The organism is Paraflavitalea sp. CAU 1676 (assembly GCF_029223285.1).
Taxonomy (GTDB): domain Bacteria; phylum Bacteroidota; class Bacteroidia; order Chitinophagales; family Chitinophagaceae; genus Paraflavitalea.
Genome location: NZ_JARHUJ010000006.1, coordinates 235,307 through 260,136, shown reverse-complemented (window position 1 = coordinate 260,136; position 24,830 = coordinate 235,307). Strand labels below are relative to the sequence as shown.

Sequence of the window (24,830 nt, the reverse complement as noted above, 5' to 3'; positions counted from 1 at the left end):
CGGGGGTACCAATGGTTGGTTGAGTCTGGGTGCTTTTGAATGGGACGGTCAGTTGTGCGGATTCACTAATTCTGTTTGGCTTGGCAATGATAGAACGCAGGAACCTGTTATGGACGTATCAGATCAATTCTTCCGAAGGATCCCAGAACAATTCCCTGAAGTTGACTACCGTATCTTTCTTTACTTTGATTCCTTCTTTTTCCAGTAATTCTTTCATGCGGGTTGGCGTGGCGAAATGATGTTTGCCACTCAGCATTCCATTGCGATTCACGACGCGGTGCGCCGGTATTTTAGGCTTTACTTTATCTGCCCCATTCATAGCCCATCCTACCATACGTGAGGATGATCTGGCGCCGAGACAGGCGGCGATGGCGCCATAGGAGGTGACACGCCCTTTGGGTATCTGACGGGCCACTTCAAAAACAAGTTCGAAGAACGACTCCTTTCGGCCCGCAGGCGTGAGGGAGGCTAGTTTTTCCGTGGCTGGTTTAGCAGCTTTCTTACGGGTTGCCATGCTGTTTTCTTTTGTTGAGCAATTCGGTACGGCGTGGTTCGGGTACGTTCATATACTCATAGGGGCAATGCAGGCAGCCATTGCCGCAGCATCGTCCACGTTCCAGGTGAAACTTGGCTGTTAAGACCACATACCCCTGTTCGTTATAATAGAAATCAACTCCTTCTATCAGTTCCTTCTTCAAGCAATAATTCTTTTAAGGCTTCATCCTTATCGGGCAATGGTGCCGCCGGCAAACTGAATTGTAAATAGTGAATGCGGTTGCTTTGGGCAATATCCAATCCTTCGTAATGTGTTTTGATCCGTAATGTATCACTGATGTCGGGATTGGCATACACATCATCCATATCCTGGTTCACCGCCAGTTCATGCAGGTCGATCACCCATTTGGTAAAGCGGTACAGGCTGGGAGAGTCTGTTTTCAGGTTGATATAACCGCCGGGCTGCAGGAATTGTTGGTAAAGCCGCAGAAACTTGGGATGCGTTAAGCGCTTCCTGGCCTTGCCGGTACGCAGCTGTGGATCGGGGAAAGTGATCCAGATCTCCGACACTTCACCGGGGGCGAAATACTGCGCGATCTGGTCAATCTGTGTACGCAGAAAACCAACATTGGTCAGATTCTCCTGAAGCGCCTTTTTAGCACCCACCCAAATGCGGTTTCCTTTCAGGTCTACGCCCAGGAAGTTCTTGTCTGGGAACAGTCGACCCAGTCCTACGGCGTATTCTCCTTTGCCACAGGCCAGTTCCAGCACAATAGGGTTGTCGTTGTGAAAGAACTCCTTCCATCGGCCCGGCATATTCTCGGGATACTGCAGCACATTTGGAAATGTGCTCATCTCTGCAAAGCGAATTAACTTTTTATGACCCATACGGGCGCAAAAGTAGCGAAATAAAAAACCGCTGAAAAGAAGCAGGTCCCTTTCAGCGGTTTGCCGGCCCGGGAACTCTATTGGTAATCAGTGATCGCAGGTATACAGTATCCCGGTGATGGGCGTGGTGAAGAAAGAGGGACCTCCTCCGACCACTGGCCAGGAGGCAGGCAAACCCTTGACGTTGTAGCTCAGCGTCGGTCTTACCTGGTGTAATACCTGATGAACTCCCGCTGATCAGGCTGTAGTCCTGGCCTCAACCTGGCCTCATCCTTGTACCAACCATGTGTCAAACGGGGGTGTTTACCAATGAAAGGCACATGTTTGGTACATGGTTGACACATAGTTTGAGAAAGTTTCATGAACGATTAGAAAGCGATAAAAGTGGGAGATTGCAGTAAAAGACAGGATGAAAGTCAGCGAGGGAAGATAGTAAACAGCTGAAAATAAATGAGGTAGGTACTAAAAAAGTGAAACCCTACCGGAAGAATCCGACAGGGTTTATGTGTTGCTTGCTCTGGCTGTAGAGGGAGGACTCGAACCTCCACGGGGCAGTTAGCTATAGCGCAATCTGTGGTGGTCAACCCCAGTCATCCCGAAGGACGGCATTACACTATGTTTATCCTGTGACCCCCACCCCCGAGACAAGGGGGCATGTCTGCCAAAATTCCATCACTCCACAGTATCTACTGACTTTTAAAGAACGATTACAGTGCAATATTAAAGAAAGAAGGCCATTCGTTGAGAATTATTCAATAAAAATTTTGAAAGTTTCGATATTCTACAAATATTTGTAGAAATGTTTGATTTTTTACAAAAAACGATTGCTAAATGGGCGCTAAATTGAATCTTGATAAACTCGACCTACAGATCATTCATGAGATGATGGACAATGCCGAGATATCTTATGCTGATCTGGGAAAGAAGCTGTTCGTATCAGGAGGCACCATCCATGTGCGGATCAAAAAGCTACAGGAAGCTGGAGTGGTGAAAGGTACAAAATTAAACGTAGACCTTAAGCAGATGGGCTACGATGTCATTGCCTTTATTGGCATCTATTTAGAAAAGAGCTCCTTATATGATTCCGTAGCCAAGGAACTCCAGAAGATCCCCGAAATAACCCGCCTCAATTACACCACGGGCAATTATAGCATGTTTGCCGAGATCATCTGCCGTGATATTAATCAATTGCGTTTTGTGTTGCATGATGAATTGCAGAAGATCAAAGGCATCGAACGTACCGAAACTTTCATTTCGCTCGAAGAGAGTTTTAACCGCAATGTACAAGTGATGGCCTGATGCGCCAGGCCCGGCGCAATAAAATAGATGTTTCTAATAAGCCAATTTAATATTAGCTTTAGAGCAGTACACTCAATATTATCGCAGCATGAAAAAAATCGTTTTCCTTAACCTGATTGCCCTGTCAGTCATTTTGGTTTCTCCTTCCTGCGGAGGAAAAGGGGGGGATCCCAAGCCCTGTTCGGAAACAGCTTTACAGGTAACTACCACCCCAGCTAATGGAACTACGGAGCCAGCTGCTCCTGGTCCCAACTTCCCCTTGCAGGTGAATATTACTGCCAACCTGCCTTCTGCCGGTGTTTCCATCGAGGTGAAAGCCGAGCCGGATGCCGGTGGTTCTGCCTTCTTCACACAAACCCTCCCGGATGTGAAGACCAATATCAGCAACTTTACCATCACGAATACTCCATCGGGAGCCGTCTCCAAAGTAACAATCACCGTTACTTCTAAAAGCTGTGCTTCCAACAAGTGGACCGGTGGATATCGTTATTCCAAGAAATAACTGTAGCAATAAAAATATACGAGCCCGTTGTATCACCGTACAACGGGCTCCATTTTTTGAGGATACCCATGCGCCTTAACCACTTAAAGAGCCGCAATAATTAATGGGGAAGTATCAGGCCTTCACCTGCAACGCATCACGCAATCCATTGCCCAGCATATTGAAGGCAAGCACCAATAGCATGATCGCAAAGCCAGGGGCCAGCGCAAGCATTGGATTATTTGTTATGATGAAGTTGTAGTTCTCTTTGATCATAAGCCCCCAGCTGGGTTGAGGAGGCTGTACACCTACCCCCAAAAAGCTGAGACCCGCTTCAATCACAATAGCAGAAGCAAAGTTCGAAGCAGCCACCACCATCACCGGCCCCATTACATTGGGCAATACGTGCTTTACGATGATCCGCGGATGGCCGTATCCCAGCGCGCGTGCCGCCTCCACATACTCCATTTCCCGTACACTCAACACCTGGCCACGGATAATGCGGGCCACACTCACCCACATCGTAAGGCCAATGGCGATGAACACCTGCCAGAATCCTTTGCCCAGCATCAGGGTAATGGCAAATACGAGCAGCAGGGTAGGGATGCTCCAGATCACGTTGATGAACCACATAATGGCGTCATCCACCCAGCCCCTGAAATAGCCCGCCAGGGCGCCCAGCAGTACGCCGATGCTGAGTGAGATCAACACCGTTACCAGGCCAACGCTTAAACTTACCCGAACCCCTACCAGCAGGCGGCTGAGGATATCCCTGCCGTATTTATCTGTACCCAGGTAAAAGGTTTTATGAACGATGCTATAATTGCCTTCGGAAGATTGTTGGCTCCAGCGCGTTGCGCTGTATGGGAAAGCTACACGCTCGGTGATGCCTTCATCGATGAACTGTTGCACGATCAGGCTGTCTTTGCCCTCCGTGTATGAGGAGATTGGAATATATTGAAACCTGTCTTCGCTGCCGGTTAGCAACCGGGTCAGGAAAGCGCTTTTCTCTACCTGGCGCTCTTTGGGCAACAACAGGAACTGTTGGGAGAAACCTGGCTTCTGTCCGCCAATCTCCACGATCATCCGGTTGGCGTTGGGGGTACCGTCCGGTGCCAGCAGATAAGCAAATAACGCAACAAACAAGGCAAGCACAATGATCACCATGCCGAACAAGGCTCCTTTATTGCGTTTCAAGCGTCGCCAGGTACTACGTGTTGTGGCCGTTGCCATCGATGATTTGAAGTTTAATTGTTAGGCTGCTTGCTGATCACTCTTCCCTTCCATTCATACTTTCCAAATTTTCCCAGCCATCCTGCAATAATAGTGTATAGAATATGCAAAGGCTGTAAAAAAGGAAAATACTTCATCATGGAAGTCTGCCCAAAGAAAATAGCGGCCGAATGTACAAAAGGAAATTCGATCAGCACCTTGGCAAGCAGCAGGAGCAGGCAAAAGAACAGCCAGATATTCTTCCAGAAAGCCGCCACGGCAGCCACCAAAAAGCAAACATTCATCAGGTACACCAGCAACAGGGTCCAGAATATTCGTTTGTCATCATAACTATCGGCCTTGCTCGCCCACCGGATGCGCTGGTGAAAAAACGCTTTCCAGCTGGCGGCTGGCGCTGTGGAAGCGATCGCTTCCTGTGCTTTGAGGTAAAAGACCTTGTCCGGATACTTTTGATAGATCTTATGCATCAGCAGCATATCATCGCCCGAAGGGATCTTATCAATGCCTTCAAAACCATTCACCTCCTCAAAAGCCTTTTTTTCATAGGCCAGGTTGGCACCGTTGCACATGCTGTGAAAACGTTTGTATACGGAAGCGCCTGTAATGCCCTGCAGGGTGATGAAGTCCAGGGTTTGAAAGATGCCCAGTAAAGAGCGGCGCGCATCGATGCGTACCGGTGCGGCAATAAACTTCGCCTCGGTGGTTTCATAGAAAGAGGCAAAGGTTTGCAGCCACTGATCTCCCAAACGGCAATCGGCATCGGTCGTTACGATCAGTGTGCCGCGCGCTTCCCGGATACCTGTTTCAATGGCCTTTTTCTTATACGATCTGGTAGTTCCGGTGTCTTCGAGGTAGGCGGCGAGATTAATTGGCCTTAGTTTCAATTCGGGATAGGCTGCTTGCTGCAGGATCGACCAGGTATTATCGGTCGAGTGGTCATTCACCACGATCACTTCATAGAGGGAGCTGGGATATTGCTGGCTGTTCAGTGAATCGAGCAACGCAGGGAGATTGTCCTCTTCATTCCGTGCCGCCACAACAACGGAAATATTCGTAACCGGCTTTCGGTCGGCAACTTTATACACGGGCAGCTGATTCCAGGCCCGGTGGTAAAAGTTGATCAGGATCGCATAGCCCACCATCAATAAGAAAAACACTAACAGGAATATTGGCATGTATGAGCAGTTAGATAAACGGATTTATGTTTTCAGTAATTCAAGGATCACCGCCATATGCTTTTCATGCAACACCTGGTGACCGCTTGGAATTATTTGCAACGTACAGAAAGATTCAATACCTGTTCTGAATTTTTCGCCGCGTTCGTATCTTATGATGCGGTCGTACCGGCCATACAATAAACGCACAGGCACCCTATGCTGTGTTACCAGTTGTTTTATGGTTGATAATCGGGGGCGTATTAGCCGCATGCAGGTCCAGCGTTTGTACAGATCGTCTCTCACCTGGTTATCGTGAATATAATAGTTGGTGAACTTGAATACGCTTTGGTTGATGAGGCCCAGTTTATTGCCTGCCTGCAGGAAGCGAAAGAACCACTGTGGATGGTACATCGTGAAACGGAACAATCGGTTGCCGATATACGTGCGGGTAGCCAGCCGGTACCAGAAGTTGACCTTCAAACCATCCGGTGCCAGGAGGATGATCTTGTCGGTTTGCGCGGGTACCTGTTGAAAAAGGCTAAGGGCAACGCGGCCACCCATGCTATAACCTGCAAGGGTTAAGCGGCCGGTATAGTCACCATGTTGACGGCAGATAGCATCGATAATGACCAGCAGGTCTTCGATGGTAAACTGCAAACCTTCGTTCCACTGCGTGGCGCCGTGATAAGGAAGGTCTATGGCCAGGATGCGGTATCCGTCTGGCAAATGTTTCTCCAGGAAGTGAAAGCTTTTTTCCGATTCACCATAACCATGCAGGCACACCAGGAGTTTTTCACCGTTGCCGCCATAGCTATAGCTGATTGCCGAGCTCTTGTAATTGATAAAAGCAGTTTGCATAGAACACACCGCTCTAAAACTACAACATTATAAGAAAGTAATGGAATCGAAGCCTCAATATAGAAAAGAGCGCGTTATCGATTGACCATTGGTTCCGGAGATCCGCATATAGTATATGCCTGCCGGCGATGCAGGCAGCGCAATGCTGAGGTTGTTTAAACCACAGCGCACGGGCTGCTGCAGCCGCTGCAGCACCTGTCCGTTGGTATTCGTGATCATGATATTCACTACCTGATTGGCATCGGTAGTCAATTGTAACTGAATTTGACGTGCTCCACGCTGCCACTTCATGGCGCCGCATGCAAGCGCTGGCAAGCGCCGTGTACTTGTGGCGGTAGTAGAATAACGTGGCGCATCTCCCTCACGGAATGCCAGGCGGTAATAGCTGATACCGGGTAATGGCGCTATATCCGTCCATTTGTAAGTGTGTTGCCCGGCGCTGGCCATGCCCGCCAACCTATGTAACAACTGAAAATGTATCCCATCCTGGCTTCGTTGTATTTCGAAAGAAGAGGCTTCAGCTGGCTGTTCGGCCGTCCATTGCAGATCTACCCCTTTATCGAGCGGCGTAACCGTAAACTTTCCGATACTGATCGGTAATACCATACTGAAAACATGCATGGCCTGAATACGCTCGAACAATACCCGGTGACCAGCATTGTTGAAGTGGACATTGTCGCCTGCTGAATACGCGGGCAAAATAGAGCTATCGGCCGGATTGAATAGGCCATCCCAGCAATTGATCGTATTGGCTGCCGTAAAACGCCGGATGATGGAGTCTTTGATGTCGGCCAGTTTACGTTTGATGGCTGGTGTATTATAACCGCCATCTGTTCGCGGCTGGCTCGTAGTGATAAAACACCGGTTGCCAAGTCTGGTGGCCGAATCGTAAATAGTTTGCAGGCATTGCATGATCTCCGGGATGCTATAGGTTACATAGCCATTCGATGGATACCCTACGATAATGATCCCGTTTGAAGGAATGGGCATTCCGGCCAGCAATTGTACGGCTTTGGATACGTTGGTAGCTGCATCGGGCGCTTCCCGGTTAAGTGGGGGAGCATAGGTTGCCGGCATACCCCGATAGCAGGTGGCGCCCGGTACGCCCAGGTTGTAAACGGCACTGGCAATGCTCAGTTGTGTTTTATAATAATAGGTAAAGCGGCCCACCCAGGAACTGTCGTACGGGAAAGCCCCCGTTCCGCTGGTTGTTGAAGAGCCGATCGCTACTATTTTCATCGACTGGCTGGATACAGCCAGGGATAGGCACAGGCAGAGGCCTACGAGGCAAAGTTGCTTCATGTAAGGTGTTTAGGGGGTAAAGTCGATAGCTCAGTTAATAGAGTAGCGGGCAGGTTACGATCAGCATAGCAGGCAAACCAAATCTATCATAAAAACATAGTGAAACCAGTAACCCCTACAAAAATCCCCTGATTTATATCGATTTTGATCTCGCCGGGCATGCCCCCTGCTTAAAGCCCGCCATTTCAAAACCGTGTGCCACTTCACATTCTCTATCCAGCATAGCACCCCCTTTTCCGATACTTTGTCCATTCAAAAGGAAGCATTCCTTCTGCGCGCAGCAGCCGTCCCAATCGCTGCACAGTATCCATTCTTCCTGCCAGCGGATTTTCCCCAATCTCCCTGCTGTAAAGGCCTGAACAAGCCCCCATAAAGGTTTTCCCTTACCAATATATAAACGGAAGAAAACTTGTCCGGGACGGGGAAATTGTGTAAGTTTGGATAGTTGTATAAACAACTATATGTCAAACAACCATTTCAGAAGAGGCGAACTATATAGCTTTATTACCGGTAAGGCATCGACGGCTATTGCCAGGCGGCTGCAAAAAAAATTCAACAGTGCAGGTCTCAATGTAACCATCGAGCAGTGGAGTGTGTTGTATCATTTGTGGAAACAGGACGGCATCAGCCAGCAGGAGTTGTGCAACGCCACCTTCCGCGATAAACCCAGCATTACCCGCCTGGTCGATAACCTCGAAAGGCTGCAGTTGGTAAAAAGGGTTTCGTCGGATGCAGACCGGCGTATGAACCTGATCTACCTCACACGACAGGCACAAAAGCTGCAGGAGCAGAGCATGGAAATTGCTGAAGAAACGTTGAATGAAGCACTGGAAGGCGTGCCACCTGAGCGGATCGAGATCTGTAAAGAAGTGCTGCAGATCGTATACGATAATCTGAAATAAAGCGGGCACCGGACCACTGTCAAGCGGCCGGAGCACCAACGATAATAAACGATTGACTATTCATTTTAAAAACATTTACTATGAGCAGCGCAACACAAACGAAAACAAGCCTCAAAGGCGGCGAGTGGCTGATCAAAGAAGGTTCTGCTTTTGAAACCTTTATCCCCGAAGACTTCAACGAGGAACAGCAGATGGTAAAAGACATGTGCGCATCCTTCCTCGACGCCGAAGTGCTGCCGGTCATCGATCGCATCGATAAGCTGGAGCCCGGTTTGATGCCTTCGCTGGTGTTGAAAGCAGGTGAGCAGGGTTTGCTGGGGGCTTCTATACCCGAGCAATATGGAGGACTTGGTAAGGACTTCATCACCTCAACGCTCGTCAATGAAGGATTGGGCGGAGGGTTCTCCTTCTCCGTAGCAGTAGCTGCTCATACCGGTATTGGTACCCTGCCTATTTTGTATTTCGGTACCGATGCCCAGAAAGAAAAATACATTCCTAAGCTGGCCACCGGCGAATGGAAAGGCGCATATGGTCTTACAGAGCCCGATAGTGGCAGTGATGCTCTCGGTGCAAAGACCACCGCCAAACTGAGTGCCGATGGCAAACATTATTTGCTGAACGGACAGAAATGCTGGATCACCAATGGCGGTTTTGCCGACGTATATACTGTCTTCGCTAAAGTGGATGGCGATAAGTTCACCGGCTTTATCGTAGAGAGAGGATTTGAAGGATTTACGCAGGGAGCCGAAGAACACAAGATGGGGATCAAAGGTTCCTCTACCGTTCAGCTGTATTTCCAGGACTGTAAAGTACCGGTAGAGAATGTACTGGGAGAAATTGGCAAGGGCCACATTATAGCCTTTAATATCCTGAACATCGGCAGGCTGAAATTATGTGCTGCAGCATTGGGCGGCGCAAAACGGGCAGCTGCCACCTCTATTCAATACGCAACTACCCGCGAACAGTTTAAGACGCCTATAGCCACCTTTGGCGCCATCAAGCACAAGCTGGCTGAAATGGCCATCAAAATGTGGGTGGCGGAAAGCGCCCTGTACCGTAGCTCCAAATGGATCGACGACAAAGAGCAGGAGCTGCTGTCTGCAGGAAAACCATTCAACGAAGCCCTGCTGGGCGGTGCCGAAGAATACGCGATCGAATGCGCCATCCTGAAAGTATTTGGCAGTGAGATGCTCGATTTTGTCGTTGATGAAGGCGTGCAGATACACGGCGGCAATGGCTACAGCGACGAATACATCATATCAAAAGGCTATCGTGACAGCCGCATCAACCGTATCTATGAAGGTACCAACGAGATCAATCGTCTCCTTACAGTAGATATGGTACTCAAGCGCGCCATGAAAGGCCGGCTCGACCTGATGGGGCCCGCTATGGCAGTACAGAAAGAACTGATGAGCATCCCTGATTTTGGCAGCGGCGAGGAAGAAGCATTCTCCAAAGAGAAAAAGGCCATCGCCAACTTTAAGAAAGCCATCCTCATGACGGCTGGCGCCGCTGTGCAAAAGCTGATGATGAAGATCGAAAGCGAGCAGGAAATACTGATGCACATCGCCGACATGGCTATTGAAACCTTCTGTGCCGAAAGTGCCTTGCTGAGGACCATTAAACTGGTCGACAGAAAAGGCGAAGCTGCCTGCCAGTGGGAACTCGACATCATGCGCACCTACCTGTATGATGCTGCAGACAACATCAACAAATTCGGCCGCGAGGCCATCAACGCCTTTGCCGAAGGTGATGAACAACGCATGATGTTGCTGGGCATTAAGCGATTCTCGAAAGTGGAGCCTTTCAATACGAAAGATGCCCGTCGACGTATTGCCGACAAACTGATCAAAGACAATAAGTATCCCTTATAAGCATATTTAGAATCATGGCTATACTATGGGCGGCAGTGTCTACTGCGGCCCTTTTTGTTGCCCATGCAGGAACTTGAGTGCCATAGATTTTCAAAAAGCTCATGCATTACCGGCAATATGCTGCAACTGCATTTAGTATGCTATTGCTGTGTATTTTGCCATATGAAACAATTCGCAACACTCTCATTTCTCTTTCTCCTGTTCTCTACATCCCGCGCTCAGGATACCACGCGTTACTTCTTTGTAAGGACTACCGGCCAGCTTCCCTTCCTGGAATACGGCCTGGGAGATGATCGTCTTGGCGGCGCCAAGATGACTTACCTCGATACCAATGTCGTGTTGAAGGTGATTGATTCTGCCGGTACCGATTATAAAGTGCAGTTGTCAAAGTATCACATCGCCTACGTCGCAAAAAGTAACGTGAAGACGGATACAGCCACAAAAGATAAACCTTACTACCTCACCGGCAGCTGGCGGGCTTACGGCAACGATACCCACGATTATGTCACCATAGCTATGGAAGAGCGCCTGCCTTACCGTGCGATACAACAGATCAATCCTTCCCGACTGGCAGTAGATATATTCGGCGCCACCTCCAACAGCAATTGGATCACCCAGTTGAAAACATTGAAAGAAATTAAGAATGCCTGGTACGAACAAACAGAAGACGATGTGCTGCGGGTGTTCATCGAATTGAAGCACCATCAGCATTGGGGACATTTTATTTCTTATGACAGCGCCGGAAAAAAGCTGGTCATCCGCATCAAACGGCAACCAGGAAAGCTAAACATCAGAAATCTCACTATTGCCGTCGATGCAGGGCATGGAGGCAGCAATACGGGAGCATCTGGTAAAATGAATAAGGGCCTAGAAAAAGCCTATACCCTGCAGTTTGCAGAAGCCTTGCAGCATTACCTCGGCCGTAAGGGAGTAAAGGTATATATGACACGGACTGCCGATGTCGATATCAGCATGCCCGACCGTACCCTTGCCCTCCGGCAACAGGACCCCTCCCTGCTCATCAGCCTGCACCTCAACTCCTCTGGTAATCCTGCCAGCAAAGGCACCAGCACCTACTACCGCTATATCGGCTTCCGCCCCCTCACCACGGCTATTCTTGACCGGATGCTCCAACTGGGTTTGGATAATTACGGAAATATCGGCAACTTCAATTTCGCCTTGAGCGGTCCCACCGAATATCCCAATTGCCTGGTCGAGATCGCATTCCTGAGCAATGAAGAAGAGGAGAAGAAGATCATGGACCCTGCGTTTCATAAGGCAGTAGCTAAAAAGATCTACAAAGGCATCAGGGATTGGCTGAAGGCGAACAGGAGGTAAAAAATAAAAAGTTCTAATATGAGCACTACCCGTCGTGAGTTTATCGCCAATACCGGTAAAGCCGTAGTTGCCGGAGGATTGATTACATTAGCAGAAAATAATCAGTCAACCATGGCCGACCACAAGTTTATTCACCACGTATATTTTTGGCTTAATCATCCCGATAGCAAGGAAGACAAAGCAAAGCTGATAGCCGGTTTGAAAAAGCTGTCTGCTGTAAAAACGATCAAGTGGTTCCATATCGGCCAGCCGGCCAATACCAACCGCGAAGTGATCGACAGCAGTTATTCCATCTCCTGGTGCCTGATGTTCGACAACGATGCCGATCAGGCCAGCTACCAAACCGATCCCATACACCTGAAGTTTGTGGAAGAATGCTCCTCCCTGTGGAAGAAAGTGGTTGTATATGATTCAGTAGATGCAATATGAAAGGATACCTATTAGCAGAAAAGAAAATCACCCCGGGTGAGGATACGTTTATTGAAAGTGTGTCCAGCGAGAACAATTATGCCGTTGTATTTGAAGATGATACCAGCACAGGCTATTTCTATGCGCTGGAGTTGACTCCCGAAACAGGTGGCCAGCGTATCCTCGATGCTGTTCATATTTACAATGTGGAAGAATTGACAGAGGAAGAGAAGCCGCTCAACATTAAGGTAATCTGGTCGAGGGATTGGCTCAAATGTGCACTCGTGGTCAATGCCCAATGCCATGCGCTCTTCGATTTTGAGAAGCAGGGTGGTTATTGTATCAATGAGTTTCCGCCGCCCAATAGCTTCTGGACCAAAAGCGACAGAAAGCTGACCAACGCGATCATCGCGGAAATATTCGGGTAAACAACAAACAGGCGCCCGAATCATTCACAGCAGTATCAGCGGGCGTACGTCGCCCAGGAAATAAAAAAGACCGATAGGCCCCAGGCTTATCGGTCTCGCTATTTAAAGAAGTATAATTATTGAACGCCAGCTGCTGCCGCTTCATCTACAAACCAATGCAGCTCGCCCGAGGCTGGCTGAATGATCTGCGAAGGGTACTGCTCGATATTGCGTGCACCTTTCAGTACCTGCTGCAACGCATTGGCTTTATTGGCACCGAACGTGAGGAACGCCACTTTATGGGCACGGTTCACGATCGGAGCAGTTAGCGTAATGCGGTACATGTCCTGCGCTTTGAGGAAGAAGGACGTTACCCAGGCTTTTGTTTCGTGTATCACTTCCGTATGCGGAAAAAGCGAGAGGGTATGCCCATCATCGCCCATGCCATTCAGCACCAGGTCGAAGCTCTCTCCTTCATCACCAAAATAGTCATGCAGGATCTTTTCATAATCCTTGGCACTTTCTTCGGGGGATACGTCCGTTTTCATGATATGCACCTGTTCATTGACCACAGGCACATGGCCAAGGAGCTGCTCGAACGTCATGCGGGCATTGTTGCGCACGTCGTTGAAGGGAACAGCCCGCTCATCGCCCCAGAAAATATGCAGCTTACTCCAGTCGATCCGTTCGCGATAAGGAGCGGCGGCCAGCAACTCATATAAGAGTTTGGGTGAATTACCCCCGGTCACCACCCAGGTAAAACGGCCTTTCTGTTGTAAATTGCTTTCAATATTGCTGGTAATCCATTCCGCCAGGTCATGGCTTACCGCTGTAGGATCTTTTTGTATGTGCAGTTGCATGATCGATCTTATTTGGAACCTACTTCCGATTTTGATTTGGATTGTTTCTGTACCGGCAGGTTAACCCAGTTATAGCCATCGCGGGCAATCAATGCTTCGGCATCTTCGGGACCCCAGTTGTCAGGTGCATAGTTGGGGAAATCTACCGGTGGGCGGGCTTCCCAGGTTTCGAGGATCGGCATGATGATCTTCCACGCCGCTTCGATCTGGTCTTTGCGCATGAACAGGGTGGCATTGCCTTCCATTACATCCAGCAACAGGGTTTCGTATGCTTCGGGTTCTTCTTCGTCGTAGGAGTCCTTGTAGCTGAAGATCATGTCAACCGGGTTCAGCGTCATAGACTGGCCGGGACGCTTGGCCTGGAAACGCAGGCGGATATCCATTTCGGGCTGGATACTGATGGTAAGGCGGTTGGGCCTCCAGGTCTCTGCAGCTTCCGGAGGGAATGCATAAAATGGAGCCGGACGGAACTGTACCGTAATGATGGTTGACTTCTGGTGCATGCGTTTGCCGGTGCGCACATAGAAAGGCACATCCTGCCAGCGCCAGTTGTCGATATAGAATTTCACGGCCGCGAAAGTGTCTACGCCCGAGTTGGTCGCAACATTTTTCTCCTGGCGATAGCCGGGAACCTGCTTGCCTTTCATCCAGCCTTCGGAATATTGACCGCGCACTGCGTGAGCATGCACATCCTCATTGGTGATCTTGCGGATCGCGCTCAGCACATCTACTTTCTTATTACGAATCTCATCGGCCTCGAACGATACAGGCGCTTCCATGGCGATCATACACATCAGCTGCAGGATATGGTTTTGCACCATGTCGCGCAGGGCTCCCGAAGTTTCGTAATAATCACCGCGGCCTTCTACGCCAACGGTCTCGGCAGCTGTGATCTGTACGTGCTCGATGTAGTTCCTGTTCCAGATGGGCTCAAACAAAGCATTGGCAAAACGCAACGCCAGGATATTCTGAACAGTTTCTTTTCCGAGGTAATGATCGATACGATAGATCTGCTTTTCGTCGAACATGCTCAGGAGCAGTTCATTCAGCTCATGGGCGCTCTTGAGGTCGTGACCAAAGGGCTTCTCTACCACAATGCGGGTGCATTTGGTATCGGAGCATATGTTGAGCGGACCCAGTTTGCTGGCTATTTCGGGAACCAGGCCGGGGGCTACCGCCATATAGAATATAACGTTGGGATGCTCGCCGAACTCTTGTTCTTTTTCCTTTACGATGTCGGCGATCTTTTGATAGTCGGCTTCGTTCGATGCATCCATTTGCAGGTAGGAAACATTTTTGGAGAAAGTATCCCACTGTTCGATCTGGTCTTCCTTACGGCGGGAGAATTCCTGAATGCCGTTCATCAGGTGTTTGCGGTAGTCTTCGTTCTTGTAAGGACGGCGACCAATGCCTACGATGCCAAACTTATCGGGCATCCAGTTATCGATAAACAGGTTGAAGAGAGCGGGAGAAAGTTTGCGGTGATTAAGGTCGCCGCTGCCACCAAAAATGAACAACAGGGAAGCTGGTGGTCGTTTGTGATTTTGCATATATGTTAATTTGAGCCGGACTATTTATTCCAAATCGTGTGAAACGTGCCTGGCTGGTCAATACGTTGATAAGTATGAGCTCCGAAATAATCGCGCTGTGCCTGCACCAGGTTGATGGGCAATTGTCCGCTGCGGTAAGCGTCGAAGTAGCTCAGGGCAGCCAGCAGACAGCCGGCGGCATATTGATGCTGGATCGCAGCACCTGCCACTTTACGTGTATTCTCTGTTTTGTCCGCAAGCAGTTGCGCGATCTGCTCATGTAATAACAAATTCTCAAGCTGAGGGTTCTGCGTATAGATCCTGGTAAAGAGATCGAGCAGGGTAGAGCGGATAATGCAACCTCCGCGCCATACACTCACCACCTTTTGCAGGGGGATCTGCATATCCAGCTCGGTAGACGCTTTGTGCAACATGGCAAGGCCCTGTGCATAGCTCATGAGGATACCAAAGTAAAGAGCGTCGTGTACTTGTTGTACAAAGGCTTCTTTGGTGGTATCGATCTTGCCAGATTGGTTCTTGTAGAGCGCATTGGCCTTCAGGCGCTCTTCTTTGATGGCAGAAATATTGCGCATCGTTACCGACATGTCGATGGTGGGGATCGGAACGCCGATCTCCATTGCGTCTTGTGATGTCCATTTACCCGTTCCTTTAGCGCCGGCTTTATCGAGGATTACGTCGATGAGGCGTTTGGAGGCATCTTTATCGTCGGGCTGCAGGAAAATATCGGCGGTGATCTCCACCAGGAAGGATTGGAGGTCGCCCTTGTTCCAGCTATCGAAGGCTTTATGAAGTTCGTCGTTGGTGAGACCGGCGCCGCGGTGCAGCAGATCATAACACTCACTGATGATCTGCATGATGGCGTACTCGATGCCATTGTGCACCATTTTTACATAGTGTCCGGCCGCGCCTTTGCCCAGATGGGCCACGCAGGGTTCGCCATTGACCTTGGCCGCGATGGCTTCCAGCATGGGTTGAACATGCGGATAGGCCTCCTGGTCGCCGCCCGGCATAATGCTGGGGCCTGTGCGGGCGCCTTGCTCGCCACCCGAAACACCCACACCCATAAAGTGGATGCCTTTGTCTTTCAGGTAAGTAACCCGGCGTAAAGTATCTGTGTAGTGCGAATTACCGCCATCGATGATGATATCCCCTTTTTGAACCAGGGGGAGCAGGCTTTCGATCACGTCGTCTACCGGCTTGCCGGCTGGAACGAGCATCATGATCTTGCGGGGAACAGCCAGCTGGCTCACCATTTCCTGGAGGGCAACAACCCCTTTAACGGTGGTACCAGGATTGGCGGCCGCCTCAAATGCAGTAGTTTTTTGATTGTCTTTGTCAAATCCGATTACTTTAAATCCGTGATCTGCCATGTTCAGTAACAGGTTCCTGCCCATTACCCCCAGGCCGATCATTCCAAAGTCGAATTGTTGTGCAGCCATGTGAAAATTATAAGGTGAGTAACAAAATTAGGTAGTGAGGCTGGTAAGAAAAAAAAGAACTGTTGCCTATTTCATATGTTCTGTTAGCGGAAAGGGCCTTAAAAAATCGAAAAAGCCCGTTTGCGTTGAAGCAAAACGGGCTTTTGTTGCACGTTTTTATGAATTATTTTTTTACGGAAACGTTATCGGGATGCTCTTTTCCATGGTGGCAGGTAACACAGCTCAGCGGTGCAATAGCCGTAGTATCGCCCTGTTTGTAGTGAAAATATTTTTTGTTGATGCGGGCTGTCATCTGGTACATCTTGCGCGCAATATCCTTTTCGGGCTTATCATCGCTGGCAAAGTCCATCTTTTTGGGGTCGTCTTTGCGGGGTGAGTGGCAATAATTGCATCGTACACCCAGGGCAGCCTTCCACTCATCCATTACCTTGTCGAGCTCGTCGTGGGTAATGTTCTTAGGCAGCACCTTGAGGTTTTTATACGTTGGTTTAGGAGGGGCGCTTGCCGCAATGCCAGCCAGAACGAGTATCGCCAACATACCAATCACAGTCATCTTCTTGTTAAACACCATAATAATGAGTCATTTAGTGGATGAAAATAAGGAATTGACCCTAATTCCTGAGAGGGAAATGTGACAATTCTCTGACATTTGACGACGAGCTCATCCGATACTTGCTTAACATAGGTTTATTATATCGTGATAAAATATCAAAGCAAAACTTCTTATATTTGCGGCGTCAATTTGAGGTTTAGCATTTAGTAAGTGAACGATGTAGTCTGCTACGCAAATCTGCTAATAGTTAGTTAGTCTTCTATTACTCTGCTTTTTTCTCAGATCATTCTATAATTTAATAGTTTTTTTGTTATGAACATTTATGTTTCGAATTTAAGCTTCAATGTTACCGATGAAGACCTGCAAGATTTTTTTGCTGATTACGGCGAAGTTTCTTCTGCCAAAGTAATCACTGACAAATTCACCAACAAGAGCCGTGGTTTCGGTTTCGTGGAAATGCCCGATGATGAGGCTGCCCGCAAAGCGATCGCTGAACTGGATGGTGGTATCGTAGAAGGTCGTGCTATCAAGGTTACTGAAGCCCGTCCCCGCGAAGAGCGTACCGGTGGTGGTAACAACGACCGTCGTTCTTTCTCCCGCAGCAACAACAACCGTTATTAATCTTTTTTTAGAAGATAATAGTTCAAAGCTCCCGGGATACCGGGGGCTTTTTTCGTGCAATGACGCGGTGGCTGCCAGCCGTGATTCTCCTTTTGGCCACCTGCCCCGAACCCTTTATTTTGCAAGTCATCACCTTCAAAAGCCTGCACCCCTATATGAATCTAATCGGTAATCTCATCTGGCTGGTATTCGGTGGCCTCTGGTCGGCCCTCGGATATTTCTTCGGAGGCCTTGTATTATGCATCACCATTGTAGGTATACCCTGGGGATTCCAGTGTTTTAAGCTCGCTGGCGTTGTGTTGTGGCCGTTCGGTAAGAAAATAGTTCCCCGGGATGGAAGCACCGGTTGCCTTTCACTGTTTGCCAACATCGTATGGCTGCTTTGCGGTGGATTGTACACTGCCTTCGTACACCTCGTATTCGCTTTGATCCTTTTCATCACGATCATCGGCATTCCCTTTGCCCGTCAGCACGTGAAGCTGATGGAGTTGTCGTTTATGCCTTTCAGCCGGACGGTTATAGGGTAACAAGAAGCGCACGATAGGGGGGGTTAGTGCCCCGGTTGGGCACCCATCATCGACCTACCGCGAGGAACAAGGGGACATTTTCACAGAATTTTAATGACCCCCTTTTTTGTCCGGAATAAGAAAAACGCAGACATTGCGTTATTGCCCATAGATGAATGAATTAAGCCTCGCTATTGTCTTTTGTTGATTGTTTAAGAAGGTAAGCATACGGACGCGGCAGGGCCCACTGATAGAATAGCAATCAGCCATTATTAAACCGCGAACCGCGAACAATCAACCTGCATGCACAAACCCAGCCTTGTACACCCCGGTATTTTAGTACTCTTGCTATTCGTTTTGACTGTAACAGCCTGTAAGAACCGGCAGCAACAAGCAACTCCTCCATCATCCGATACACTCGCCAAAACTACATCTGCAGCTCCCGCAGTGCCGCAAAGAAAGTTCGGCCTGTCTGTGGACTCCTTTACGGTGATCGAAAAGACCATCGAACGCAATGAATTCCTGGCCAACATACTTGAACTCTACCAGGTAGAAGAACCAACCATCGCCCTGCTGGCCGCTAAATCCAAAAAAGTATTCGATATCCGCAATATCAGGGCCGGCAACCAGTACACCGTTTTTTGTACCAAAGACAGCCTGCAGAAAGCACAATATTTCGTGTACCAGCCGAATGCGATCGATTATGTGGTATACGATCTGCGCGATTCCATCAGTATCTATACGGGTAAGAGAGAAGTGACAACCCGCTCGCTCACGGCTTCCGGTAAAATAGAAGGGTCACTGTACGAAACATTTAAAAAGGCAGGCGCCGATCCCGGCCTCGCTATGAAACTGGCTGATATTTATGCCTGGTCCATCGACTTCTATTCAATCCATGAAGGCGACTGGTTCAAAGTAGTATACGAACAGCAATACATCAAGGATGAGCCGGTAGAACTGGGCTCCATTCGTTCTGCAGTCTTTTCGCACGACGGAGAACCTTTTTATGCCTTCTTCTTTCAGCCCGATAGCACCCAGCCGGGCGAGTATTATGACGAGCAGGGCAAAACGTTGCGCCGCTTTTTCCTCAAGGCACCCCTTAAATTCAGTCATATCACCTCCCGCTTCACCCTGCGGCGCTTTCATCCTGTGCAAAAGCGATGGAAAGCGCACCTCGGCACCGATTATGCCGCCGGCACCGGCACGCCCATCATCGCCACGGGCAATGGGGTGGTTATAGAGTCGGCCTTCTCGCGCTTCAACGGGAATTATGTAAAGATCAGGCACAACAACACCTACACAACTCAATACCTGCACATGAGCAGGCGTGCTGCCAAGAGGGGCCAGCATGTGCGCCAGGGGCAGGTGATCGGTTATGTAGGCAGCACAGGGCTCGCTACCGGCCCGCATGTTTGTTACCGCTTCTGGAAAAACAATGTACAGGTGGATCCTTTGAGACAGAAGTTCCCATCGGCCGAACCCATCTCCCAATCGGCCCAGCTGGTATTCGACCAATACAAACAGGATCAGCGCCAGCAACTCGAGGCCATCAGGATCGAGGAAATAAAATAAGAAAGCGCTCAACGGCATTAAAGTGATCTGCGTTGCCTCGAGGCCTATTCTACTACAAAAGCTTCACTTTTCGATTTTTGGGAACGGGAAATCAAGAGCGTCTTTTTTGCAGGTATATAAGGTCACCTGCGATATTTGAGAAGAAGCACGTAGGTTCATTAATAGTAACTGAATGTAGTGTGTCCCGTAAACGCCTGTCCGGCCGAAGGCCCCCCAGTTACCTGCGTATGCGAGTTGCGCTCAATGGGCAATGAGTCGCGGTAAACATAATCGTGACGGATTATTCTTTCATTGGGGCCACTCACGATCTTCATGCGAACAGGGTTGTTATACTGAAACTTTACTCCGGGCAACAGGATCACGTGATCCCAGAAATCCTTGAAGATGCTAAAGCCGTCTACCCCCCTTTTGTTGTCATAAGCTTCATAGTCCACGACCGAAGTAATGCCGCCAGGCTGATAGGTGTTTTTCAATTGTTTTACATTGCCGTCATCATAATAAGTAAACTCACTCACCTTGTCAAACTCAGTGGCCGACTTTTGCCGCCATGTCATTTTGCTCACGCGGTTTTGCTGGTCATACTGAATAGTGACAACAAGCCATTTCCCGGCATCATTAAATTGATCCACGCCGGTTACCAGCTTGCCGGTGTACTTATACAATAGATAACGCGCGTCGGTCGAAGTGCTGGTAACACTATCGATACGTTGGTTCTTGTAGTAGTAGTGGTAAATATAAAGGCTGCTGGCGAAGTTGAGAGAAGTTACGTACCCCGAATCGTTATACGTAAAGCCATAGTACGGAGATGGGGAATTGGTTACAACGATGTCCCGTATGCGCACATCAAACTGGTCCGTTACAGGCTTTGCGGCGGGCGGCGGCAACGGATCTTTGTCGCCACAGGATACCAGCGCCGTAAACGCCGCAACAAACACCGCCATATATAATTTTCCGGTAGCCATAAAAAAGCTGGTTGATTTACCTAAAGCTATTCTGCTAAGGGTAAATCAACCAGCCCTAATCGGCACAATGCCTAAAATGCCGTTGGAATGAAGAATTGAATGGTTGAAGGGTATCCACCGTCACTCAACATGCTACTGGATATACCGCTGAAAGAACTCCCAGGTACGCAGCAGCTGATCGATCCGCTGGCGGTTATCGCCGCTGCGGGTGATCTCATGCGTTGCATTCGGGTGGCGTACATATTCAACTGGCCGGCCAAGCGCTTTAAGGCTGTGGTACAACATTTCACTCTGCACGAAACCGGTGCGGCGGTCGTTGTCGCCATGGAATACGATATAGGGTGTATGCATGTTTTGCACGTAGTTGATCGGCGACTCTCTTTCAAGGATAGCTTTGGTGGCAGGCTCCCAGGGATAGCCTCCGAAATAGTTGGGCACCAGGCGCCAGGCATTGCCTTCGCCAAAAAAGGTGGCCAGGTCATAAACACCCCGCTGCGAACAAGCGGCTTTAAATCGTTGGTCATGGGCAATGATCCAGGCAACGAGGTAGCCTGCATAGGAACCGCCGGTGATGGTGAGCCTGGAGGTATCGGCCCAGCCCTCTGCCACCGCCTTGTCCAGCGCCGTTAGCACATCACTGGAAGGGCCTGCCCCCCAGTCATTAATATTGCCGCGCAGAAAATCGACTCCGTAGCCGCCACTGCCGCGGGGATTACAGTATACAACACCGTAGCCCTTGCTGCAGAAATATTGAAACTCGTGCCACATGCTGCTTTCGCCGGGTCCCCACATCGCAGAAGGACCGCCATGGATCTCCAGCACCACCGGATATTTTTTGCCGGCCACATAATTGGCGGGCTTCATCACCCAGTACTCAACCGTCATGCCCTTGCTGTTGGTGAAGGTTTTCTTTTCGGGTTGGGAGATCAGCTTGTTGTTCACCCACTCATTAAAATTACTGATGCGCTTCGGGTTTTTGGCGGCCGCATCAGCGAGGTATAATTCAAAGGGATTCGCTACTTCGGCCTTTACATACACGAGTTTATTGCCCGTTATATCAAAGCTGCTGATGCCACTGTTATAATCGGTTAGTTGGTCAACCTTACGGGATTTTATGTCTGCCCGGTAAAGTGGCATACCTCCATTGCTTTGCGCCGTGAAATACAGGAATTGCTCATCTGCGCTCCAGGTAACCGTACCCTTATTACGGTCGAAAGGGATATCGACGATGTCTTTAGCCGTACCGTTCAGCGGCATGATGGCCAGTGCCGGTACGTTTACGAATGAGGTAGTGCCGTGTTGAAAGGCAATCCATTTACCCGATGGGGAAATGCGCGGATTGGAGTATACTTTACCGTCTTCGCCCAGCACCTTCCTGAAATTGGTTCCATTAGTATTCACTAAAAAGAGCTGGCTCTCCAAAGAGCGGTCCGGATGTTCCAGCGAGTCCACATCACCTGCCAGCAAAAGCTGTTTGCCATCGGGCGTAAAGCCGGCACCGTTGAACCGGTAAAAACCTTTGGTGATCGCTACAGGCGTAGCGCCAGCCACGGCATTCACGACAAAGTAGTGGTTGAAACTCATATCGGATGAGATATTCGTCTCATCCAGGAAATTGAGCTTGTTGAATATCCGTGCCTTGCGGTCGTTGGCATTGTTGTCGAGGTAGGCGCGCACTTCATCGAGGCTGCCATCCGGATCAGCCTTAACCTCAGCGGCTGTGAGTTGCTCATTTTTTGCAAAGCCAGGCTTTTCTGCCGGCCAACGGGGCGACTGTTTACCTGGATTCAGTTCTGCGTCTTTCAGCAGGTCTTTGAAGGGTACGCTGGCTGCAAACAGGAGTTGCTTGCCATCGGGGCTCCATACAGGTGCAGCAGCGCCATATTTGAATTTGGTAAGCTGAACAGCCTCTCCACCATCCAGTGAAAGCAGGAAGATCTGCGATTTACCGTCTGCCGCACGAACAAAAGCCAGCTGCCTTCCGTCGGGGCTCCAGGCGGGCTGCATGGCGCTTTCGCGGCTGGTAAGCTGCCTGGGCTGCGAACTGCCGTCGGTGGGCACCATCCAAACCTGGGTATTGTATTTGAAATCGGTCTTGCTGTCGCCGTCGGGTTCAATCGTCATCACATTGAACGCCGCTTTACTGCCATCCTTGCTGATTGTTACAGCGCCTGCTGTTTTGATCTTCAGCATATCGGTTATTTTTACCGGTTCTTTGGGCGATTGAGCCACGGCGCTAAACGTGCAACCGGCAAAGAGGATACCCGAATAGAGAAATTTCATCATGTAACATTTTTGAAGTGCTGAATGTACGAATAGATAGGGTTTTACATTACACGTAAATGATGAATTCAGCGCTTTCTTAATTTTGTACAATAAACAAGAAAAATTATGGGCCAGCTAGTACAGGAGTTCAATGATTACCGAGCTAAAATGAATGAAGTGATACTCAGTAAAGACAACCTGGTATTAAAGCGGTTGTGGAACCTCGATACCAATACCTATGAGGAAGGTGCGCTCGATAAAAAGACCAAGGAGTTGTTGGGACTGGTAGCCAGCATGGTACTGCGTTGCGACGATTGCATCAAATACCACCTGGGCAAAAGTCATGAGCTGGGTGTCAACACTGCCGAGATGTATGAAGTGTTTGCCGTGGCCAATATTGTGGGTGGCACCATCGTGGTACCGCACACCCGCCGCGCTGCAGAATATTGGGAAGAGCTGGTGAGCGGTCAGTAGCTTATCCGGCTGTTTTCGCCCCTGGCTTTCAAAAAAGGCCGGGTGCCCTAAATTTTGTAAATTTAGGATATGAGCGAAGCCGCATCGATCCCCATATTGACACCAAAAGATTTCGCCACCGATCAGGAAGTCCGGTGGTGTCCCGGCTGTGGCGACTATTCCATCCTGGCGCAGGTTCAAAAGATCATGCCCGGACTAGGTATTGCCCGCGAAAACATAGTGATCATATCAGGCATCGGCTGCAGCAGCCGGTTTCCCTATTATATGAACACCTATGGCATGCACTCTATCCATGGCCGTGCAACAGCGGTAGCGAGTGGCCTTAAGGCTGCCAGGCCCGACCTGAGCGTATGGATCGTCACCGGCGATGGCGATGGCCTCAGCATAGGAGGTAATCATACCATTCATTTATTGCGTCGAAACTTCGATGTCAATATCATGCTCTTCAACAACCAGATATACGGCCTCACCAAAGGACAGTATTCGCCCACCTCTGAAGAGCAGAAGGTTACCAAGTCTACCCCCTATGGCAGCATCGATCATCCCTTTAACCCACTAGCGCTGGCCTTAGGGGCCGATGCTACCTTCGTGGCGCGCACGATGGATCGTGATCCCAAACACCTGCAGGAATCGCTGGTCCGTAGTCACCAGCACAAGGGATCTTCCTTCCTCGAGATCTATCAGAACTGCAACATTTTCAATGATGCAGCTTTTGAGCCATTCACCGAAAAAGCGACCAAGCCCGATAATACCCTCTTTCTCGAGCAGGGAAAACCGCTCATTTTTGGAGCACAACGAAACAAAGGCATCAAGCTCGATGGCTTTAAGCCGGTAATCGTCGACCTCGGCGATGGTGCCGGTGCCGATGACCTGTGGATACACGATGAGCGCGATTCCAATAAAGCGCAGCTGCTGGTGCGTATGTTCGATGATCCGCGCATAGACGGACACCTGCCCCGCCCATTCGGGGTGTTCTATGAAACCGACAGACCTTGTTACGAGGAAATGATGGAGTTGCAATTGCAGGAGGTCATCCAATCAAAAGGTGCGGGTAATCTCGATAAACTTTTGCGTGGGCATGAAACGTGGACAATTTCCTGATCCTGCTTCGATCGATCTCCAGCCTACTAACGTTTCAACATTGCATAACCGGAGTGCGGGTCATTCAATGACCCCGCCTCTCAATTGTATTTACTGCCCTGTCAGTTATTACAAATCCGAATCGGGTAATTCATTATAAAAAAGAAAGCCAGCGATGGAAATCGCCGGCCTGTGCTTACCTCTGAAACCACAAAAAGAAAGAAGGTAACTATATATTCAGTATATATAAATTCAGTTTAAAGGAACCTGATAATGGTCTTGAATTGGATTCTTCAACAAATGGTG

Annotated in this window: 25 protein-coding genes; 12 read left to right on the top strand and 13 right to left on the bottom strand. The window is 49.3% G+C overall.

From position 1 onward, the window contains the following. Positions 1-118 precede the first annotated feature (118 nt). The 3 genes from P2H89_RS20815 to trmB are packed head-to-tail and all read right to left on the bottom strand — an operon-like array spanning position 119 to position 1,383. Positions 119-514 carry an MGMT family protein gene (locus tag P2H89_RS20815; RefSeq protein ID WP_275830471.1) on the bottom strand — a complete coding sequence of 132 codons (396 nt, stop codon included), beginning with the start codon at positions 512-514 and terminating at the stop codon, positions 119-121. Then, complete coding sequence (locus tag P2H89_RS20810; protein ID WP_275830469.1) at positions 501-698, bottom strand: DUF5522 domain-containing protein; 198 nt, start codon at positions 696-698, stop codon at positions 501-503. Before P2H89_RS20810 ends, P2H89_RS20815 begins: the two co-directional genes overlap by 14 nt. Then, complete coding sequence (gene trmB, locus P2H89_RS20805; RefSeq protein ID WP_275830467.1) at positions 670-1,383, bottom strand: tRNA (guanosine(46)-N7)-methyltransferase TrmB; 714 nt, start codon at positions 1,381-1,383, stop codon at positions 670-672. The genes P2H89_RS20810 and trmB overlap by 29 nt, the downstream gene beginning before the upstream one ends. Positions 1,384-2,214: 831 nt before the next feature. Here trmB and P2H89_RS20800 point away from each other — a divergent pair. Further along, positions 2,215-2,682, top strand: coding sequence for an Lrp/AsnC ligand binding domain-containing protein (locus P2H89_RS20800; RefSeq protein WP_275830465.1), 468 nt, complete (start codon positions 2,215-2,217; stop codon positions 2,680-2,682). Positions 2,683-2,770: 88 nt separating this feature from the next. Then, positions 2,771-3,184 carry a hypothetical protein gene (locus tag P2H89_RS20795; RefSeq protein WP_275830463.1) on the top strand — a complete coding sequence of 138 codons (414 nt, stop codon included), beginning with the start codon at positions 2,771-2,773 and terminating at the stop codon, positions 3,182-3,184. Positions 3,185-3,298: 114 nt separating this feature from the next. Here P2H89_RS20795 and P2H89_RS20790 read toward each other — a convergent pair whose 3' ends face one another. From P2H89_RS20790 to P2H89_RS20775, 4 genes are read right to left on the bottom strand one after another with little or no spacing between them, the layout of a single operon-like run. Beyond that, positions 3,299-4,396: an ABC transporter permease gene (locus tag P2H89_RS20790; RefSeq protein WP_275830461.1), complete on the bottom strand. Its 1,098-nt coding sequence runs from the start codon at positions 4,394-4,396 to the stop codon at positions 3,299-3,301. Positions 4,397-4,410: 14 nt separating this feature from the next. Continuing rightward, entirely contained in the window at positions 4,411-5,571 is a 1,161-nt protein-coding gene (locus P2H89_RS20785) for a glycosyltransferase (RefSeq protein ID WP_275830459.1), read from the bottom strand. Positions 5,572-5,595: 24 nt separating this feature from the next. Continuing rightward, positions 5,596-6,411, bottom strand: coding sequence for an alpha/beta hydrolase (locus P2H89_RS20780; protein WP_275830456.1), 816 nt, complete (start codon positions 6,409-6,411; stop codon positions 5,596-5,598). Positions 6,412-6,465: 54 nt separating this feature from the next. After that, entirely contained in the window at positions 6,466-7,713 is a 1,248-nt protein-coding gene (locus tag P2H89_RS20775) for a T9SS type A sorting domain-containing protein (protein ID WP_275830454.1), read from the bottom strand. A gap of 461 nt (positions 7,714-8,174) precedes the next feature. Between P2H89_RS20775 and P2H89_RS20770 the strand changes: the two genes are divergently transcribed. The 5 genes from P2H89_RS20770 (at position 8,175) to P2H89_RS20750 (ending at position 12,663) form a co-directional block, all read left to right on the top strand. Next, positions 8,175-8,615, top strand: a complete 441-nt coding sequence (locus P2H89_RS20770) for a MarR family transcriptional regulator (RefSeq protein ID WP_275830452.1) — start codon at positions 8,175-8,177, stop codon at positions 8,613-8,615. A gap of 80 nt (positions 8,616-8,695) precedes the next feature. After that, complete coding sequence (locus P2H89_RS20765) at positions 8,696-10,489, top strand: acyl-CoA dehydrogenase family protein (protein ID WP_275830450.1); 1,794 nt, start codon at positions 8,696-8,698, stop codon at positions 10,487-10,489. A 162-nt stretch (positions 10,490-10,651) separates the two neighbouring features. Then, positions 10,652-11,827 carry an N-acetylmuramoyl-L-alanine amidase gene (locus P2H89_RS20760; RefSeq protein WP_275830448.1) on the top strand — a complete coding sequence of 392 codons (1,176 nt, stop codon included), beginning with the start codon at positions 10,652-10,654 and terminating at the stop codon, positions 11,825-11,827. Positions 11,828-11,845: 18 nt separating this feature from the next. After that, a complete protein-coding gene (locus P2H89_RS20755; RefSeq protein ID WP_275830446.1) occupies positions 11,846-12,256 on the top strand; it encodes a Dabb family protein in 411 nt (136 codons plus the stop codon). After that, complete coding sequence (locus P2H89_RS20750; RefSeq protein ID WP_275830444.1) at positions 12,253-12,663, top strand: DUF2251 domain-containing protein; 411 nt, start codon at positions 12,253-12,255, stop codon at positions 12,661-12,663. The genes P2H89_RS20755 and P2H89_RS20750 overlap by 4 nt, the downstream gene beginning before the upstream one ends. Before the next feature lie 116 nt (positions 12,664-12,779). Here P2H89_RS20750 and pgl read toward each other — a convergent pair whose 3' ends face one another. The 4 genes from pgl to P2H89_RS20730 form a co-directional block, all read right to left on the bottom strand. Continuing rightward, positions 12,780-13,502: a 6-phosphogluconolactonase gene (pgl, locus tag P2H89_RS20745; RefSeq protein WP_275830442.1), complete on the bottom strand. Its 723-nt coding sequence runs from the start codon at positions 13,500-13,502 to the stop codon at positions 12,780-12,782. Between the two features lie 8 nt (positions 13,503-13,510). Then, a complete protein-coding gene (zwf, locus tag P2H89_RS20740; RefSeq protein WP_275830440.1) occupies positions 13,511-15,052 on the bottom strand; it encodes a glucose-6-phosphate dehydrogenase in 1,542 nt (513 codons plus the stop codon). Positions 15,053-15,072: 20 nt separating this feature from the next. After that, on the bottom strand, positions 15,073-16,491 hold the full coding sequence (gndA, locus tag P2H89_RS20735) for an NADP-dependent phosphogluconate dehydrogenase (protein WP_275830438.1): 1,419 nt from the start codon (positions 16,489-16,491) through the stop codon (positions 15,073-15,075). Between the two features lie 163 nt (positions 16,492-16,654). Beyond that, positions 16,655-17,062 carry a c-type cytochrome gene (locus P2H89_RS20730; RefSeq protein WP_275830436.1) on the bottom strand — a complete coding sequence of 136 codons (408 nt, stop codon included), beginning with the start codon at positions 17,060-17,062 and terminating at the stop codon, positions 16,655-16,657. A gap of 294 nt (positions 17,063-17,356) precedes the next feature. On the opposite strand from P2H89_RS20730, the gene P2H89_RS20725 reads away from it, so the two are divergent. The 3 genes from P2H89_RS20725 to P2H89_RS20715 all read left to right on the top strand — a co-directional run bounded on the left by P2H89_RS20725 (position 17,357) and on the right by P2H89_RS20715 (position 19,743). Next, a complete protein-coding gene (locus tag P2H89_RS20725; protein WP_275830434.1) occupies positions 17,357-17,665 on the top strand; it encodes an RNA-binding protein in 309 nt (102 codons plus the stop codon). A gap of 155 nt (positions 17,666-17,820) precedes the next feature. Continuing rightward, entirely contained in the window at positions 17,821-18,192 is a 372-nt protein-coding gene (locus P2H89_RS20720; protein WP_275830432.1) for a YccF domain-containing protein, read from the top strand. A gap of 282 nt (positions 18,193-18,474) precedes the next feature. After that, positions 18,475-19,743 (top strand): peptidoglycan DD-metalloendopeptidase family protein, encoded by a 1,269-nt coding sequence (locus tag P2H89_RS20715; protein ID WP_275830430.1) that lies wholly within the window; start codon positions 18,475-18,477, stop codon positions 19,741-19,743. A 158-nt stretch (positions 19,744-19,901) separates the two neighbouring features. On the opposite strand, the gene P2H89_RS20710 is transcribed toward P2H89_RS20715, so the two are convergent. Both P2H89_RS20710 and P2H89_RS20705 read right to left on the bottom strand, forming a co-directional pair. Beyond that, positions 19,902-20,705 carry a hypothetical protein gene (locus P2H89_RS20710; protein ID WP_275830428.1) on the bottom strand — a complete coding sequence of 268 codons (804 nt, stop codon included), beginning with the start codon at positions 20,703-20,705 and terminating at the stop codon, positions 19,902-19,904. 132 nt (positions 20,706-20,837) lie between these two features. Continuing rightward, positions 20,838-22,991 (bottom strand): S9 family peptidase, encoded by a 2,154-nt coding sequence (locus tag P2H89_RS20705; protein WP_275830426.1) that lies wholly within the window; start codon positions 22,989-22,991, stop codon positions 20,838-20,840. A gap of 105 nt (positions 22,992-23,096) precedes the next feature. Between P2H89_RS20705 and P2H89_RS20700 the strand changes: the two genes are divergently transcribed. Beyond that, a complete protein-coding gene (locus tag P2H89_RS20700; protein ID WP_275830424.1) occupies positions 23,097-23,444 on the top strand; it encodes a carboxymuconolactone decarboxylase family protein in 348 nt (115 codons plus the stop codon). 69 nt (positions 23,445-23,513) lie between these two features. Then, positions 23,514-24,545 carry a 2-oxoacid:ferredoxin oxidoreductase subunit beta gene (locus P2H89_RS20695; RefSeq protein ID WP_275830422.1) on the top strand — a complete coding sequence of 344 codons (1,032 nt, stop codon included), beginning with the start codon at positions 23,514-23,516 and terminating at the stop codon, positions 24,543-24,545. The last annotated feature ends 285 nt before the right edge of the window (positions 24,546-24,830 follow it).